Origin of the sequence: Luteimonas sp. YGD11-2 (assembly GCF_004118975.1) — a bacterium.
Lineage (GTDB): Bacteria > Pseudomonadota > Gammaproteobacteria > Xanthomonadales > Xanthomonadaceae > Luteimonas > Luteimonas muca.
In genome coordinates this window covers 3,009,594-3,025,404 of the sequence record NZ_CP035376.1, presented here as the reverse complement: position 1 = coordinate 3,025,404, position 15,811 = coordinate 3,009,594, and the positions used below count along the sequence as shown (strand labels likewise).

Genomic DNA, 15,811 nt, shown 5'->3' with positions numbered 1-15,811 from the left:
GAGGGAATGCCCGGGACCCGGGCAGGAACAGGAGCGCGGATGGACGGCCGCAGGCCCTTGCACGACACCGGGAGCCGCCGCGCGCGTGCGCTGCGGCTGGGGGGCGCCCTGCTGGTCGCGGTCGCGCTGGTCGCCTGCGCGGTGGCATGGAACGACTACCGGGTCCGTCGCGATGCCGGCGAACGCTATGTGCTCACCCTCGCCGACAGCCATGCCCGCGAACTGCGCCACGCGTTCGCCAGCCTGGCCCGCGGCATGACCGGCATGGGCACCGACCTGCGCCTGTACGAGCGCATCGCGCCGCAGCAGGCGCCGGCGCTGTTGCGCGACGCGCTGCTCACCTTCGATGACCGCCATCCCGACGTGCACGGCCTGGAGGTGCGCGAGGCCGGCCTCCCGCCCCCGTTCGCCGATGGCGCGGCGGCGCCGTGGACGTTGCACGTCGGGCCGCCCGAACGTGCAGCATCGGGTGCCTGGCAGATGGGGCTGGCGATGCGGATCCTGCCCGGCCCCGGCAGTGCCGACCGTTGGCTTGTGGGCGCGCTGGATCTGCGGTTCTTCGACGAGGTGCTGTCCGAGCACGAGGTCGGCGAGCACGGCATCGCCACCGTGCTCACCCGCGACGCGGTGCTGGTGGCGCGGTCGGACAGCGGGACCCGGCATACCGGGATGTCGGCCACGCATTCGCCGGTCTTCGCCCGGATCGATACGACGCCGCGCGGCATCGTCGACGCCCGCAGCCGGCTCGACGGGCGCCAGCGCGTGGTGGCCTACCGCACCGTGGACGGCCTGCCGCTGGTGGCCACCGTCGGGATGACACCCAGGGCCCTGTACGGGGGCTGGTGGGCGTTCGTGGCGGCGCTGGCCGCCGGTGTCGCCGGCCTGGCGCTGGCGTGGCTTGCCGGCCTGCGCTTCCTGGGTGTCGCCGCGCGCCGCGAACAGAGCATGCGCCGCAGCATCGAGGCCTCCGAGCACACCGTGGGGCACCTGCGCGAGCGGGTGCGCGACGTCGAGGCGCAGTACCGCTTCCTCTACGAGCAGCATCCGCTGCCGGCCTGCGTGTTCGACCGCGAGACGCTGGCGATCCTCGAGGTCAACGGGGCGGCCGTGCACAAGTACGGCTACAGCCACGACGAGTTCCTCGCCCTCAACGCCGCCGAGCTGCTGGCCGAGGGCCGGCTCGAGGATGTGCGCGAGGAGATCCAGACGCATCCGCGCGCCTATGGCCATCGTGTCTGGCTGCACCGCAAGCGCGATGGCAGCGTCTTCCACGCCCTCATCTTCGCCAGCGACCTGCTGTCGTTCCGGGACAGGCCTGCGCGGCTGGTGATCGCCCTGGACGTGAGCGACCGGGTTCGCGCGGAGGCCGACCTGCGCCTGCTGCGCCGCGCGGTGGCCGCCAGCGAGGAGGGGTTGTTCGTCCTTGATGTCGCGGCCGATCGACTGGTGTACGCGAACGCGGCCTTCAACCGCCTGACCGGCACCGGCGTGACGGGCGAGGGGCTGGAGAGCGACGCCAGTGCACCGGAGGTCGTCGACGCCCGCGCCACCGCGGCATTGCGCGAGGCGATACGGCGGGGCGAGGAAGCCGCGGCCGAGGTCCACGATCAACGCGATCCCGACGACCCGCGCTGGCTGGAGGTGCGCATGGGCCCGGTGCCGGACGCCGGCGGCGTGGTCACCCATTACGTCGGCCTGGTGACCGATATCACCGCGCGTCGTCGCGACGCCGAGGAGCGCGCATTCCGCGCCAGCCACGACGCGCTGACCGGCCTGTCCAACCGCGACCACCTCATCCGGGCGATCGATGCGGCCATCGCCGGGCGTAACGGGCTGGTGGCCGCGTGCTTCCTCGACCTCGACCGCTTCCAGCTGGTCAACGACAGCCTCGGCCACGTGGTCGGCGACGAGCTGCTGGTGGCGGTCGCGCAGCGCCTCGAGGCCGCGGCCGGCGATGGCAGCCTGGTCGCGCGCCTGGGCGGCGACGAGTTCGGCGTGCTGCTGTGCTGCAGTGACGATGCCGAGCTGTCGCGGCAGGTGGAATCGCTGCGCGCGGCGGTGGCGGAGGCGCGCACCGTGCGTGGTGTCTCGCTGCACGTGACACCGAGCATCGGCTACAGCCGCCACCCCTTCGATGGCGACGACGGCCAGACCCTGCTGCGCACCGCCAGCCAGGCGGGTGCGCAGGCCAAGCGGCTGGGACGCAACCGCAGCGTCGCCTACCGGCCCGCCTTCGATCCGCGTGCCGGACAGCGGCTGGAGCTGATCCAGGACCTGCACCGTGCGCTGCGACACGACGAGTTCGAACTTGCCTTCCAGCTGCAGTTCGACAGTGGGCGCCGCCCCTGCGGCATGGAGGCGCTGGTGCGCTGGCGGCATCCGGAGCGCGGCCTGCTCGGACCTGGCGAGTTCATGGCGGCCTGCGAGGAATCCGGGCTGGTGCTGGCACTGGGGCGCTGGGTGCTGGGCGAGGCCGCGCGCCGCTGGTGCCAGCTCGACGAGCGCGGCTGGGGCCGCCTGCGGATGGGCGTGAACGTCTCCGCTCTGCAGTTCCAGGAAGGCCTGGTCGCCGATGTCGCGTCGGCCGTCAGCGACTACGGCCTGCCGCCGGGGCGGCTGGAACTCGAACTCACCGAGAGCGTGCTGCTGGACAGCCCCGCCGACGCCCGCACCGTGATGCAGGACCTGAGCGCGCTGGGCGCGTCGCTTGCGATCGATGATTTCGGCACCGGCTATTCCAGCCTCGCCTACCTGAAGGCCCTGCCGCTGCAGCGCCTCAAGCTCGACCAGTCGTTCGTGCGCGACCTGGGCAGTGATCCCGGCAACGAGGCGATCAGCGAGGCGATCCTGGGCATGGCGCGCAGCCTCGGGCTGGAGGTCACCGCCGAGGGGGTGGAGACCGAGGCCCAGTTCAGCTGGCTGCACACGCGCGGCTGCGGCGAGTTCCAGGGTTTTCTGCTGGCGCGCCCCGCACCCTTCGACGAGGTGCTCGCGCGGCTGGGCGCGTCGGCGTGAATCCCGGGCCCTGCGACGCACTCGCGTAAACTGCGCGCATGGATGTTTCGTACCTGCTCGACGGCCTCAACGCGGCCCAGCGCGAGGCCGTGTCGGCGCCGCCGGGGCATTACCTCGTGCTCGCCGGCGCAGGCTCCGGCAAGACCCGCGTGCTCACCCACCGCATCGCCTGGCTCAATGCCGTGCACGGGGTGCCCGCGCACGGCATCTTCGCGGTCACCTTCACCAACAAGGCCGCGGCGGAGATGCGCCACCGCGCCGAGCCGCTGCTGCCCAACGGCGCGCGCGGCCTGTGGATCGGTACCTTCCACGGCCTCGCCCACCGCCTGCTGCGCCTGCACTGGCAGGACGCGAAGCTGCCCGAAGGCTTCCAGATCCTCGATTCCGAGGACCAGCTGCGCCTGGTCAAGCGCGTGGTGCAGCAGCTCGAACTCGACGAAGCACGTTTTCCGCCGCGCCAGATCGCCTGGTGGATCAACGCGCAGAAGGACGAGGGCCGCCGCGCGCAGCACCTGCAGGACGAGCCCGGCGACGAATGGGGCAGCGCCATGCGCCGCGCGTACGCGCTGTACCAGGAGCGCTGCGACCGTGCCGGGCTGGTGGACTTCGCCGAACTGCTGCTGCGCGCGCACGAACTGCTGCGCGACAACGCCGCGATCCTCGCCCATTACCGGCGCCGCTTCACCCATCTGCTGGTCGACGAGTTCCAGGACACCAATGCCATCCAGTACGCGTTCGTGCGCGTGCTGGCCGGCGACAGCGGGCAGGTGTTCGTGGTCGGCGACGACGACCAGGCGATCTACGGCTGGCGCGGCGCCAAAGTCGAGAACGTGCAGCGTTTCCTGCGCGACTTTGGCGGTGCCGACGGCGACAGCGCGCGGACCATCCGCCTGGAACAGAACTACCGGTCGACCGCCAATATCCTCGACGCCGCCAACGCGGTGATCGCGCACAACCCCGACCGCCTCGGCAAGCAGCTGTGGACCGAGAGCGGGCAAGGCGATCCGATCGACCTGTATGCCGCCTACAACGAGATCGACGAGGCGCGCTACATCGTCGAGCGTGCCCGCCAGTGGGTGCGCGACGGTGGCAGCTATGGCGATTGCGCGGTGCTCTACCGCAGCAATGCGCAGTCGCGCGCGATCGAGGAACAGCTGATCGCCGAACAGATCCCCTACCGCGTCTATGGCGGCGTGCGCTTCTTCGAGCGTGCCGAGATCAAGGACGCGCTGGCCTATATGCGCCTGTTCGCCAACCGTGCCGACGACGCCGCGTTCGAGCGTGCGGTCAACACGCCGGCGCGCGGCATCGGCGGGCGCACGCTCGACGAGGTGCGCATGCGCGCACGCGCCGATGGCCTGTCGCTGTGGGATGCATCGCTGCGCACGCAGCACGACAGCGTGCTGGCCGCGCGCGCGCGCAATGCGCTGGCGGCGTTCCATGCGCTGATCGATGCGCTGGCGGGCGAGGTGGACGACCTGCCGCTGCCGGAGAAGATCGACCACATGCTGGCGCGCTCCGGGCTGCGCGAGCACTGGGCCAAGGAAAGCCGCGGCGGCCTGGATTCGGAATCGCGCATCGACAACCTCGACGAGCTGGTGTCGGTGGCGTCGCGCTTCGTGCCGGGCGACGACGAGGAACCCGCGGCGCTCACCGAGCTGGTGGCGTTCCTTGCCTATGCCGCGCTGGAAGCCGGCGAGGGCCAGGCGCAGGCCGGCGAGGATGGCGTGCAGCTGATGACGCTGCACAGTGCCAAGGGGCTGGAATTCCCGCTGGTGTTCCTGGCCGGCGTCGAGGAAGGCCTGTTCCCGAACCAGCGTTCGATCGACGAGAGCGGCCGCCTCGAGGAAGAGCGCAGGCTGGCCTACGTCGGCATCACCCGTGCGCGGCAGAAGCTGGTGCTCAGCTACGCCGAGTCACGCCGGCTGCATGGCCAGGACATGCTTGGCCTGCCGTCGCGCTTCCTGCGCGAGATCCCGTCGCAGCTGTTGAACGAGGTGCGCCCGCGCACGCCCGCACCACGGCCGTCGTACGCGATGCCGCGGCGGGCCGGCCATGCCATCGTCGACGACGCCGCGCCGGGTTTCCGGCTCGGGCAGAACGTCGCCCATGCCAAGTTCGGCAGCGGCGTGGTGACCGACATCGAGGGCAACGGCGCGCACGCGCGGGTGCAGGTGAACTTCGACGAGGCCGGCAGCAAGTGGCTGGTGCTGGCCTACGCCAACCTGCAGCCGGGCTGAGCCCCGGCTCAGGCGGCCGGGTCCTTCTGCCGCGTGCGCGACACCGCGGTGACCATGCCGATGCCCAGCAGCACCACGGCGCCGACCACGATCCACTGCATCGCGACACCGGCGAAATAGGCGCCGGCCGCCAGGCCGATGATCAGGACCAGCATTCCCGCGAGATAGATGGCGAACGAGGACATGTGCGACTCCATGCCCGGGATGGGCGCGAGGGTGGCGCGCATGCTGAATGCAGGTGCGTGGAGCCGGCGTGGACGAAGGGTGGCCCCGGATGCCGCTTCCCGTCATGGCAGCATGGTGGCCCGCCCGGCTGGAGCGCATGCCCATGTACACCCACATCCTCGCCACCACTGACGGCTCGGAACTCGCCCTGCGTGGAGTGGCGCATGCCGCCGCCCTCGCCGCCGCACTGGACGCACGGCTGACAGTGCTGACGGTGTCGGAACCCTGGAACACGGCGCTGGCCGACCCCACCGGGTTCGGTGCCGCCGGCGAGCTGGTCAACGAATACCGCGCCGGTGCACGCGAACAGGCCGATGCCTGCCTCGCCGCGGCAGCCGCGCTCGCCGGCCGTCACGGGGTGACGGCGCAGGTGCTGCACGTGGAGGACCGCGCACCCGCGGAGGCGATCATCGACACCGCACGCGAGCACGGCTGCGACCTGGTGGTGATGGCATCGCACGGGCGCAGCGGCCTCGGCCGGCTGCTGCTGGGCAGCCAGACCCAGGCCGTGGTCGGACGCAGCAGCGTGCCGGTGCTGGTGGTGCGCTGACGCGCGCTACAGCACGTAACCGCCGTCGACGACCAGTTCGGTGCCGGTGACGAACGACGCGCCGTCGCCGGCCAGATAGGCCACCGCGGCGGCGATGTCGTCCGGCTGCCCGACCCGCTTCAACGGCGTCGCGGCGATGCCGGCCGCGTTCGCCTCGTCGGAGTTGCCGGCCAGCATCGGCGTGTCGATGAACCCCGGGTGCACCGAGTTGACGCGGATGCGATGTCGGGCGAACTCCAAGGCCACGGTCTTGGTCATCCCGCGCACCGCCCACTTGGTGCCGACATAGGCGCAGGCGCCGGGGAAGCCCACCATGCCGGCAATCGAGGAGATGTTGACGATGCTGCCCCCGCCGGCGGCCTTCATCGGCTCCAGCGCGTGCTTCATGCCGAGGAAGGTGCCGGTCTGGTTGACCCGGACCATCCACTCGAAGGTGGCAGTGCTGGTGTCCTCGACCGCGCCGGGCTGGTACACGCCGGCGTTGTTGACCAGCACGTGCAGGGCGCCGAAGCGCTCCACCGCGGCGGCGACCGCCGCCTGCCAGCCGGCCTCGTCGGCGACATCGTGATGGACGAACAGGGCCCGCTGGCCGAGTCCTGCCGCCAGCGCTTCACCTTCGGCGTCGAGGAGGTCGGTGATCACCACGTTGGCGCCCTCGGCGTGCAGCCGACGCACGATCGCTGCGCCGATGCCGCGTGCGCCGCCAGTCACCAGGGCGGTACGGCCGTCAAGCGTGTGGATGGTCATTGCCTGCTCCGGTCCGGATGGATCGACAGGATGGCACCGCCGCGGTGGTCGCCGCATTGATCGCGCGCAAACGCGTTGTTCAGTCGCGCAGCTTGAAGCCCGGGTTCTCGTTGATCGAGCCGTCGGGTTCCAGGGTGACCCAACGCGAACCCTCGCGGTCGAACAGGATCGGCACCGGATCCTGGAACAGCGGGCGACGCACGAACCGCAGTTTCCAGCCGAACCGTTCCAGCAGCGGTAGCGCCGCACGCTGCGCAGGCGTCAACGCGGCGCGCAGCGCGTCGTGATCGGCATCGGTGGTTTTCCGGCGTTCGCGGCCGTACATGGGTCGGCGAGATGGCGAAAGACCGCGCTATTGTCGCCGATGGCCGCCCCCTGTCGGTGAACCGCGTCCCAGCATGGGCGGTCCAGCCGCCGATTCCGCTACGATCCGGCCTTCCGGTTCCGCCGCACAAGGCCGCTTCGATGAAACACCTGCTTGCCCTGGCCGTCGCCAGTCTGGTCTCCGCTTCCGCGTCCGCCGCCGAGGGCATGTGGACGCTCGACAACCTGCCCACCCGCGCGCTGCAGTCCGCCTACGACTTCAGCCCGGGCGAAGACTGGGTGCGCAACGCGATGCGCTCCTCGGTGCGCCTGGCCGGCGGCTGCTCGGGCTCGTTCGTGTCCGGGGAGGGCCTGGTGCTGACCAACGCGCACTGCATCGTCGGCTGCGTGCAGGGCCTGTCGTCGGCGGAGAACGACCGCCTCAACGACGGTTTCGTGGCCGGTTCGCGCGGCGAGGAACTGCAGTGCCCGGCCGAGGAACTCAATGTGCTGCAGGAGATCACCGACGTCACCGGGCGCATCGCGAAGGTGACCGCGGGCAAGTCCGGGCGCGAGTACATCGATGCGCGCAACGCCGAGGTCTCGCGCATCGAGGACGAGTGCGTCGCCGGCGATGCATCGGGCAGGCGCTGCGACGTGGTGTCGCTGTACGCAGGCGGCCAGCACCACCTGTACGCCTACAAGCGCTACCAGGACGTGCGGCTGGTGTTCTCGCCGGAGTATTCGGTGGGCTTCTTCGGCGGCGACCCGGACAATTTCAATTTCCCGCGCTACAACCTCGACATGGGCCTGCTGCGTGCCTACGAGAATGGGCAGCCGGCAAAGGTCGAGCACCACTTCCGCATCAACCCGGCCGGCGCGCAGCCGGGCGAGCTGACCATGGTCACCGGCCACCCCGGCCGCACCCAGCGCCAGCTCACCGTCGCCCAGCTCGAGCGCGTACGCGACGTCGACCTCATCAACAACCTGCTGCTGCTGGCCGAGCGCCGCGCGATGCTGGCGCAGTACAGCCGCGGTGGCGAGGAAGCCGCGCGCCAGGCGCAGTCGGACCTCACCTTCACCGAGAACAGCTACAAGGTCTTCCGCGGCCAGCTGCAGGCGCTGCTCGATCCGCAGGTGTTCGCGGCCAAGCGCCGCGAGGAAGCGGAACTGCGCACTGCCGCCGAGTCGTCCACGCCATGGGACGAGATCGCGCAGGCGCAGCAGGTGCGGCGCACGCTGTATTACCCGCACATGCTGATCGGCCAGCAGCGTGCGTTCGACAGCCGCTACTTCCAGTTCGCATCCATCCTGCTGCGCGGCGGCGACGAGCGCCCGAAGCCCAATGCCGAGCGCCTGCCCGAGTTCCAGGATGCGGGCCTTGCGCGGCTGGAGCAGACACTGTTCTCGAAGTCGCCGGTGTACCCGGGGTTCGAGACGGTCAAGCTGACCCATTCGCTGAGCAAGTTCCGCGAACTGCTGGGCACCGACCACCCGACCGTGCGCCAGGTGTTCGCCGGCAGGTCGCCGGAAGCGCTGGCCGCGGAACTCGTCGGCGGCACGACGCTGGGTGATGCCGCCGAGCGCGAGCGCCTGTGGCGCGGAGGCAAGGCCGCGGTCGATGCCTCCGAGGATCCGTTCATCCGCCTCGCGCGTGCGCTGGATGCGGAATCGCGCGCGCTCCGCAGCCGCTTCGAATCCGAGGTCGATGCGGTGGAAGCGCGCAATGCCGAGTCGATCGCCCGCACCCGTTTCGCGAAGTACGGCACCAACGTCTATCCCGATGCCACCTTCACCCTGCGCCTGTCGTACGGCGAGGTGCGCGGCTGGAACGAGAACGGCAACGAGATCGCGCCGTACACGCAGATCGGTGGGGTGTTCGAGCGTGCCACCGGCTTCGCCCCGTACGCGCTTCCCGAGCGCTGGATGGAGGCGAAGGACGAGCTCGATCTCGATGCACGCTTCAACTTCGTCAGCACCAACGACATCATCGGCGGCAATTCAGGCAGCCCGGTGATCAACCGTGATGCCGAGGTGGTGGGCCTGGCCTTCGACGGCAACATCCATTCGCTGGGCGGCAGCTTCTGGTACGACGAGACGCTCAACCGCACGGTGTCGGTGCACAGCGCGGCGATGATCGAGGCGCTGGATACGGTGTATGACGCCGGCCACCTGGTCGAGGAAATGAACCCGGTCGACGCGCGCTGAGGGCTGCCCTCACCCGCCCTCCGGGCACCCTCTCCCGCGCGCGGGAGAGGGGAAGGGGTGAGGGCCGCGGGCCCATTCCGACCCGGCAATTGCGCAGGCGTCGCGTCTCCCTCAGCCCAGCTCGGACAGCCAGTCGCGGGGGCGCAGGTAGTCGGCCAGGCGTGCTTCCGCGCTGCCCGGCTCCGGCACATGGCCGTATTCCCAGCGCGCCAGCGGCGGCAGGCTCATCAGGATCGATTCGGTGCGCCCGCCGGACTGCAGCCCGAACAGCGTGCCGCGGTCCCACACCAGGTTGAATTCGACATAGCGGCCGCGCCGGTAGAGCTGGAAGTCGCGCTCGCGGTCGCCGTACGGGGTGTCGCGACGCCGCTCCACGATCGGCAGCCACGCGTCGAGAAAACCGTCGCCGACCGCGCGCATGTAGGCGAAGTCGCGCTCGAAATCCTCGCCGAGGTCGTCGAAGAACAGCCCGCCGACGCCACGGGTCTCGCCGCGGTGCTTCAGGAAGAAATACTCGTCGCACCACTTCTTGTGTGCGTCGTAGCGCGACTGGCCGCCGAACGGTTCGCACAGCGCGCGGGCGGTGCGGTGCCAGTGCAGCACGTCCTCGTCGACCGGATAGAACGGCGTGAGGTCGAAACCGCCGCCGAACCACCACGCCACCGTTTCGCCATCGCGTTCGGCGCGGAAGTGGCGCACGTTGGCATGGGTGGTGGGCACATGCGGATTGCGCGGGTGGAACACCAGCGACACCCCCGTCGCGCGCCACGATGCACCGGCGAGTTCCGGCCGCGCCGCGGTCGCCGAGGGCGGCAGGCGCTCGCCGAACACGTCGGAAAAGCCGATGCCCGCCTGTTCGAACACCGCGCCCTCGCGCATGACGCGGGTGCGTCCGCCTCCGCCGAGCGCGGTGCTGCCGGGCGTGGGTTCACGCGTCCACGCATCCTCGTGGAAGCGCGCGGTGCCATCGGCTGCCTCCATCGCCGCGCAGATGCGGTCCTGGAGGCCGGTGAGGTAGTCGCGTACGGTGTCGATGTCATCCATGCCGGGATTGTATCGGCAGCGCTCCGATGCTTCCCTCGGCGGTGGTACCTGTCGCAGCGAGCGCGCGAGGCGTGCCCTCTCCCGCGGCGGCGGGAAAGGGTGCCAAGCGGCGACGGGTACAGGCGCGTCAGCGGAGCCCGGAGATCAGTTCCGGTCTTCCGTCGTCTTCAGCGCCCGCTCGAACAGCTCGTGGATGCGCCGGTACTGGTCGTACCAGGATGCCGCGTGCTGGTAGGCATGGCGCTCCATCGGGTAGCTCGCCAGCTCCCACTTGTCCTTGCGCAGCTCGATGAGCCGCTGCGCCATCATCACCGAGTCCCGGTAGAACACGTTGTCGTCGATCATGCCGTGCGCGATCAGCAGGTGGTCCTGCAGGCGGTCGGCGTACTCCATCGGCGAGGACACCCTGTAGGCCTCGGGATCGATCGCCGGGGTGTTGAGGATGTTGGCGGTGTAGGCGTGGTTGTACTGGGTCCAGTCGGTGACCGGGCGGAGCGCGGCACCCGCCTTGAACACGCCCGGCTCGCGCATCAGCGCCATGAAGGCCATGAAGCCGCCGTAGCTGCCGCCGTAGATGCCGACGCGGTCGCGGTCGCCCTGGCGGGTGTCGACCAGCCAGTCGATGCCGTCCAGATAGTCCTCGAGTTCCGGGTGGCCCATCTGCCGGTAGATCGCCGTGCGCCAGTCGCGGCCGTAACCCTCCGATGCGCGGAAATCGAGGTCCAGCACGATGTAGCCCTGCTGCACCAGCATGTTGTGGAACATCTGCTCGCGGAAGTAGTTCGGATAGCGGTCGCTGACGTTCTGCAGGTAGCCGGCGCCGTGCACGAACAGCACGATCGGATACTCGCGGCCCGGCTCCATCGTCGCCGGCCCGTAGTACTTGCCCCAGATCGTGCCGGCACCGTGCTTCGACGGCACCTGCACGGTTTCCGGCTCCAGCCAGTCGAAGCCGCGGAATTCGGCGGTGCGGGTATCGGTGAGCTGGCGGTAGCCGGCGCCGTCGACGCCGATCACCGCCAGCTGCGGCGGCACGTAGCTCGAGGAATGGCGCACCAGCAGGCGGCGGCCGTCCGGCGATTCGCGGAAATCCTCGACGCCGTCGAGCGCGGTCACTTCGCGCACCTCGCCGCCGGTGGCCGGGACCTGGCAGACCTCGTAGTCGCCCGGCCGGGCGCGGTTGCACACGAACAGGAAGGTGCTGCCGTCGGCGGCCAGCACCGGCGCCGAGGCCTCCCAGCGCCCGGAGGTCAGCGCGCGGGTGGTGCCGCCATCGCTGGTGTAGAGGTGCGAGTACCCGCTGTGCTCGGACAGGTACCACAGGGTGCGGTTGTCCGGCATCCAGCCGAACTCGTTGAAGCTCCAGTTGATCCATGCCTCGTCGGTGAGGCGGTGACGCAGTCGTGGCGACGTGGCGCCTGCGTCCACGGTGACCAGCCAGCGGTCCTTGTTGTCGACCGAATGCAGCATCAGCGCGGCCTGGCGGCTGTCGCCCGCCCAGCGCAGCACGTCGGGGCCCTGGCCTTCCAGCCGCACCGCGCGCACGCCGTTCAGCGGCTCCTGGCCGGCGCTGCGGCGCAGGTCCGCAAGCGGATCGCGGTCGATCCCGGGCAGCGCGTCGAGCGCGAGCTTCTGCGCCTGTCCGGTGGCGACCTCGACCATCCACAGCGTCTGCGCGACCGGGTCGTTGCGGCCGACGCGGGTGCGCACGTCCTCGAATTCCTCGTAACCCGATTCGGTCACGTACTTCGGCATGCGCCCGCCCTGGCCCTTGTCGGCGGACTTGGGTTCGGTGGCGACCAGCACGTAGCGACCATCGGGCGACAGCGCACTGGCGGCGATGGTGACGTCGCGGCCAAGATGGATCGGCGCAGGCGCGCGGGTGGGGTCGGCACGGCGCCAGTCGGCATCCTGCTCGCGCTGGGCATCGCGGCGCTCGCGCTCCACGCGCAGGGTGTCGACCAGACGCAGCTGCAGCTCGCGCAGGCCGTCCTCCTTCGGCGCCGCAGCCGGATCCTCCTCGGTGCGCAGCACGATCGCGGTGGTGACATCCTCGCGCGGATCCCAGCGGAACCAGCGGTCGTTGCCGACGCGCCATACCAGCGCGCCGTCGTCGCCCCACATCGGTGAGGCCGCGCGCTCGTCACCGCGGCCGAGCTGGGTCAGCGCGCCGTTGCGCAGGTCGCGCACGAACACGTCGCCATTGCGCACGTAGGCCATGCGCGTGCGGCCGCGGTCGTAGGCGGCCTGCATGCCATCGATATCCGCCCGCGCCGGGCCGTCGACGCGTTCGCCGCCCTCGCCACCGTCCACCGGCACCACCCAGGTGTCGCGCACGATGCTGTCCGGGCGCTTGAGCGTGTAGAAGGCGCGCCGGCCGTCCCACGACCACCATGCCTGTTCGACCGGCGGGCCGATCCAGTCCGGATCGGCCATCACCTGGTGCAGGGTCAGCGGCTGGGCGGGCTGGGCGAGGGCAGGCGCGAAGGCGCCCAGGAAAAGGACGAGCGGAAGCAGGCGGATCATGCGGAGTCCGGAAGGGCAAAAACCGCCGCAGGGTACCAGCCGGGGTGCGGCGGACGGGCGGGCCACAGGTCACGGGTGGCAGTGCCGGGGCCGGAAAAAGGACGGGGACGCTTTCGCGTCCCCGTCTGCACGTCCCTGTTCGCCGGAAGCATCCGGATCATCCTGTGCGTGCACCGTACGTGAATCGATGCTGAAAGTATGCGAACTCCGTCACAGTCGATGACGCAGCAGGTCGCGTTCTGCCGAGGTTCCCAAGTCAGGACACGTAGACTGACGTGGTGCGTCACATCGTGGCGCCGGTTTTCCGACCCCGCTGGTCGGCCTACGCCGGCCTCACATGCTCCGCCCTAGTCTGCAGCACCGTTCAGCTTCGAGGTGACGGTGGACGCACTGCTGCTTTCGCGGATCCAGTTCGGGTTCGTGATCTCGTTCCACGTGCTGTTCCCGGCGTTCACGGTCGGCCTGTCGTCCTGGCTTGCGTTCCTGCAATGGCGCTGGCTGCGCACGCGCGACACGATCTGGCGCGACATGTACTTCTTCTGGATGAAGATCTTCGCGATCTCGTTCGGCATGGGCGTGGTGTCGGGCATCGTCATGAGCTTCCAGTTCGGCACCAACTGGTCGGTGCTGTCGGAACGCGCCGGCCACATCCTCGGGCCGCTGCTCGCCTACGAAGTGCTGACGGCGTTCTTCCTGGAAGCGTCGTTCCTGGGCGTGATGCTGTTCGGCTGGCGCAAGGTGCCGGAGAAGCTGCATTTCTTCTCCACCTGCATGGTCGCGCTGGGCACGCTGATCTCGACCTTCTGGATCCTCTCGGCCAACAGCTGGCTGCACACGCCCGCCGGTTTCGAGATGGTCGGCGACATGTTCCACCCGGTCAGCTGGTGGCAGATCATCTTCAATCCCTCGTTCCCGTTCAGGCTGGCGCACATGGTGCTCGCCGCCTTCATCACCACGTGCTTCGTCATCGGTGGTGCGGGTGCGTGGTACCTGCGGCGCGGCGACCACATCGAAGCCGGGCGGCGGATGCTCAGGCTGGCGGTCGCGTTCGCCGCGATCACCGTGCCCCTGCAGATCGTGGTCGGCGATTTCCATGGCCTGGCCACCTCCGAGTACCAGCCGACCAAGCTCGCCGCCATGGAAGGCCACTGGCACCACGGTGAGCCCGGGGCCGGCGTGCCGCTGGTCGTCTTCGGCGTGCCCGACGAGGCGAACGAGCGCAACAATTTCGAAGTGGCGATCCCGCGCCTGGGCAGCGTGATCCTCACCCACAGCCTGGATGGCGAGATCGAGCCGCTGACGGCGGTGCCGGCGGAGGATCGCCCGCCGGTGGCGCCGGTGTTCTTCGCGTTCCGGGTGATGGTGGGCATCGGGCTGCTCATGCTGGCGCTGAGCGTGCTTTCGCTGTGGGCCTGGCGGCGCGGGCGCCTGTACGACACGCCGTGGCTGTTGAACGGCTGGCGGCTGATGGCACCGAGCGGCTTCATCGCCGTGCTTGCCGGCTGGTTCGTGGTCGAGATCGGCCGCCAGCCGTGGGTGGTGCAGGGCCTGCTGCGGACCGAGGACGCGGTCAGCGACCTGGAGGTGTCGAGCGTGGTGATCTCGCTGAGCGCGTTCGTGCTGGCCTACGCGATCGTGTTCGGCGCGGGCGGCGGCTACATCTACAAGCTGCTGCGTCGCGGCCCGATGCCCTTCGAGCCGGCGCCCGAGACCGAAGACGGGGACCGCACGCCGAGGCGTCCGCTGTCGGCCGCCGACGGTGCCGACGAGGGCGATGTGTCGCCCCCCGAACCGGGCGGGAGGGCGAGCTGATGGACATGGAAACCGTGCTGCCGGTGATCTGGTTCGGAGTGATCGGCTTCGGCGTACTGATGTACGTGCTGCTCGACGGCTTCGTGCTCGGCCTGGGCATCCTCGCGCCGTTCGCCGATGACGGCCACCAGCTCGATCAGATGATGAACACCGCCGCGCCGATCTGGGATGGCAACGAGACCTGGCTGGTGCTGGGCGGCGTGGCCCTGCTGGCCGCCTTCCCCGCGGCGTATGCGCTGGTGTTGTCGGCCCTCTACCTGCCGGTGCTGCTGATGCTCATCGCGCTGATCTTCCGCGGCGTCGCCTTCGAGTTCCGCTTCAAGGCCAGGCGGGCGCGTCGCTTCTGGGGCGGGGCCTTCGCGGTGGGCTCGCTGTTGGCGACGTTCGCGCAGGGGGTGATCCTCGGTGCGCTGGTCGAAGGCATGCCGTTGCAGGAAGGCCGCTACGTCGGCGGCGCACTCGGCTGGTTCAGCCCGTTCTCGATGCTGACGGGCATGGCGGTGGTGTTCGGCTATGCACTGCTGGGCAGCACCTGGCTGATCCTCAAGACCGAGGGCCGGCTGCAGCAGATCGCGCGCACGCTGACCCGGCCACTGGTGCTGGTGGTGGCGGCGTTCATGGGGCTGGTGAGCGCGTGGCTGCCGTTCCTGGAGTCGCAGGTCATGGAGCGCTGGTTCGAAGGCAACAACTTCCTGTGGCTGTCGCCGGTGCCGTTGCTGGTGCTGGCGAATGCGGTGCTGCTGTGGCGCGCGGCGATGCGCGAGGGCCGTGACGCGACGCCGTTCCTGCTGACCCTGTGCTTCTTCTTCCTCGGTTTCGTGGGGCTGGTGCTGGGCATGTGGCCCAACATCGTGCCGCCGACGCTGTCGATCTGGGAGGCGTCGTCGCCCACCTCGTCGCAGGGCTTCCTGCTGGTCGGGCTGGTGGTGCTGCTGCCGCTGATCCTCGGCTACACCGGGTGGTCGTACTACGTGTTCCGCGGCAAGATCGGCTCGGATTCCGGCTACCACTGACGCCTCCGGCGCAGGATGGATCCGCTTCGCACGGAGGTGCGACGACGGTCGCCGCCGCTACGGTGATGCCGTGCGCGCGGTTCGCGCCGCGGTTCCTTGTACAGCCCGTTTCCCGCACAATCGCGTGC

The 15,811-nt window shown here is 69.9% G+C and carries 11 protein-coding genes; 6 read left to right on the top strand and 5 right to left on the bottom strand.

What is annotated here, in order from left to right:
* The first annotated feature begins 39 nt into the window (after nucleotides 1–39).
* Both ERL55_RS13925 and uvrD read left to right on the top strand, forming a co-directional pair.
* Nucleotides 40–3,015, top strand: coding sequence for an EAL domain-containing protein (locus ERL55_RS13925; protein ID WP_164972213.1), 2,976 nt, complete (start codon nucleotides 40–42; stop codon nucleotides 3,013–3,015).
* 38 nt (nucleotides 3,016–3,053) lie between these two features.
* Nucleotides 3,054–5,255, top strand: a complete 2,202-nt coding sequence (gene uvrD / locus ERL55_RS13920; RefSeq protein WP_129136956.1) for a DNA helicase II — start codon at nucleotides 3,054–3,056, stop codon at nucleotides 5,253–5,255.
* Nucleotides 5,256–5,263: 8 nt separating this feature from the next.
* Here the strand turns inward: uvrD and ERL55_RS13915 are convergent, their stop codons facing one another.
* Nucleotides 5,264–5,440, bottom strand: a complete 177-nt coding sequence (locus ERL55_RS13915) for a hypothetical protein (protein WP_206733328.1) — start codon at nucleotides 5,438–5,440, stop codon at nucleotides 5,264–5,266.
* 143 nt (nucleotides 5,441–5,583) lie between these two features.
* Between ERL55_RS13915 and ERL55_RS13910 the strand changes: the two genes are divergently transcribed.
* The gene (locus tag ERL55_RS13910; protein WP_129136954.1) at nucleotides 5,584–6,030 is read left to right on the top strand and encodes a universal stress protein; all 447 of its coding nucleotides are present in this window, start codon (nucleotides 5,584–5,586) and stop codon (nucleotides 6,028–6,030) included.
* Nucleotides 6,031–6,036: 6 nt separating this feature from the next.
* On the opposite strand, the gene ERL55_RS13905 is transcribed toward ERL55_RS13910, so the two are convergent.
* Nucleotides 6,037–6,777, bottom strand: coding sequence for a glucose 1-dehydrogenase (locus ERL55_RS13905; RefSeq protein ID WP_129136953.1), 741 nt, complete (start codon nucleotides 6,775–6,777; stop codon nucleotides 6,037–6,039).
* A 79-nt stretch (nucleotides 6,778–6,856) separates the two neighbouring features.
* Entirely contained in the window at nucleotides 6,857–7,102 is a 246-nt protein-coding gene (locus tag ERL55_RS13900; protein WP_129136952.1) for a hypothetical protein, read from the bottom strand.
* A 140-nt stretch (nucleotides 7,103–7,242) separates the two neighbouring features.
* On the opposite strand from ERL55_RS13900, the gene ERL55_RS13895 reads away from it, so the two are divergent.
* On the top strand, nucleotides 7,243–9,288 hold the full coding sequence (locus tag ERL55_RS13895; RefSeq protein ID WP_129136951.1) for a S46 family peptidase: 2,046 nt from the start codon (nucleotides 7,243–7,245) through the stop codon (nucleotides 9,286–9,288).
* Nucleotides 9,289–9,399: 111 nt separating this feature from the next.
* On the opposite strand, the gene hemF is transcribed toward ERL55_RS13895, so the two are convergent.
* Together hemF and ERL55_RS13885 are read right to left on the bottom strand one after the other, a co-directional pair.
* Nucleotides 9,400–10,332 (bottom strand): oxygen-dependent coproporphyrinogen oxidase, encoded by a 933-nt coding sequence (gene hemF / locus ERL55_RS13890; RefSeq protein WP_129136950.1) that lies wholly within the window; start codon nucleotides 10,330–10,332, stop codon nucleotides 9,400–9,402.
* Between the two features lie 144 nt (nucleotides 10,333–10,476).
* Nucleotides 10,477–12,858, bottom strand: a complete 2,382-nt coding sequence (locus ERL55_RS13885; protein ID WP_129136949.1) for a S9 family peptidase — start codon at nucleotides 12,856–12,858, stop codon at nucleotides 10,477–10,479.
* A 381-nt stretch (nucleotides 12,859–13,239) separates the two neighbouring features.
* Here ERL55_RS13885 and ERL55_RS13880 point away from each other — a divergent pair, with 381 nt between their 5' ends.
* Both ERL55_RS13880 and cydB read left to right on the top strand, forming a co-directional pair.
* Entirely contained in the window at nucleotides 13,240–14,670 is a 1,431-nt protein-coding gene (locus ERL55_RS13880; protein ID WP_129136948.1) for a cytochrome ubiquinol oxidase subunit I, read from the top strand.
* Entirely contained in the window at nucleotides 14,670–15,683 is a 1,014-nt protein-coding gene (gene cydB, locus ERL55_RS13875) for a cytochrome d ubiquinol oxidase subunit II (RefSeq protein ID WP_129136947.1), read from the top strand. Before ERL55_RS13880 ends, cydB begins: the two co-directional genes overlap by 1 nt.
* The last annotated feature ends 128 nt before the right edge of the window (nucleotides 15,684–15,811 follow it).

What these genes read in the sequence shown, in the direction of transcription:
- ERL55_RS13925 (WP_164972213.1), top strand. Translation starts at nt 40, where the DNA reads ATGGACGGCCGCAGGCCCTTGCACGACACCGGGAGCCGCCGCGCGCGT.
- uvrD (WP_129136956.1), top strand. Translation starts at nt 3,054, where the DNA reads ATGGATGTTTCGTACCTGCTCGACGGCCTCAACGCGGCCCAGCGCGAG.
- ERL55_RS13915 (WP_206733328.1), bottom strand. Translation starts at nt 5,440, where the DNA reads ATGTCCTCGTTCGCCATCTATCTCGCGGGAATGCTGGTCCTGATCATC.
- ERL55_RS13910 (WP_129136954.1), top strand. Translation starts at nt 5,584, where the DNA reads ATGTACACCCACATCCTCGCCACCACTGACGGCTCGGAACTCGCCCTG.
- ERL55_RS13905 (WP_129136953.1), bottom strand. Translation starts at nt 6,777, where the DNA reads ATGACCATCCACACGCTTGACGGCCGTACCGCCCTGGTGACTGGCGGC.
- ERL55_RS13900 (WP_129136952.1), bottom strand. Translation starts at nt 7,102, where the DNA reads ATGTACGGCCGCGAACGCCGGAAAACCACCGATGCCGATCACGACGCG.
- ERL55_RS13895 (WP_129136951.1), top strand. Translation starts at nt 7,243, where the DNA reads ATGAAACACCTGCTTGCCCTGGCCGTCGCCAGTCTGGTCTCCGCTTCC.
- hemF (WP_129136950.1), bottom strand. Translation starts at nt 10,332, where the DNA reads ATGGATGACATCGACACCGTACGCGACTACCTCACCGGCCTCCAGGAC.
- ERL55_RS13885 (WP_129136949.1), bottom strand. Translation starts at nt 12,858, where the DNA reads ATGATCCGCCTGCTTCCGCTCGTCCTTTTCCTGGGCGCCTTCGCGCCT.
- cydB (WP_129136947.1), top strand. Translation starts at nt 14,670, where the DNA reads ATGGACATGGAAACCGTGCTGCCGGTGATCTGGTTCGGAGTGATCGGC.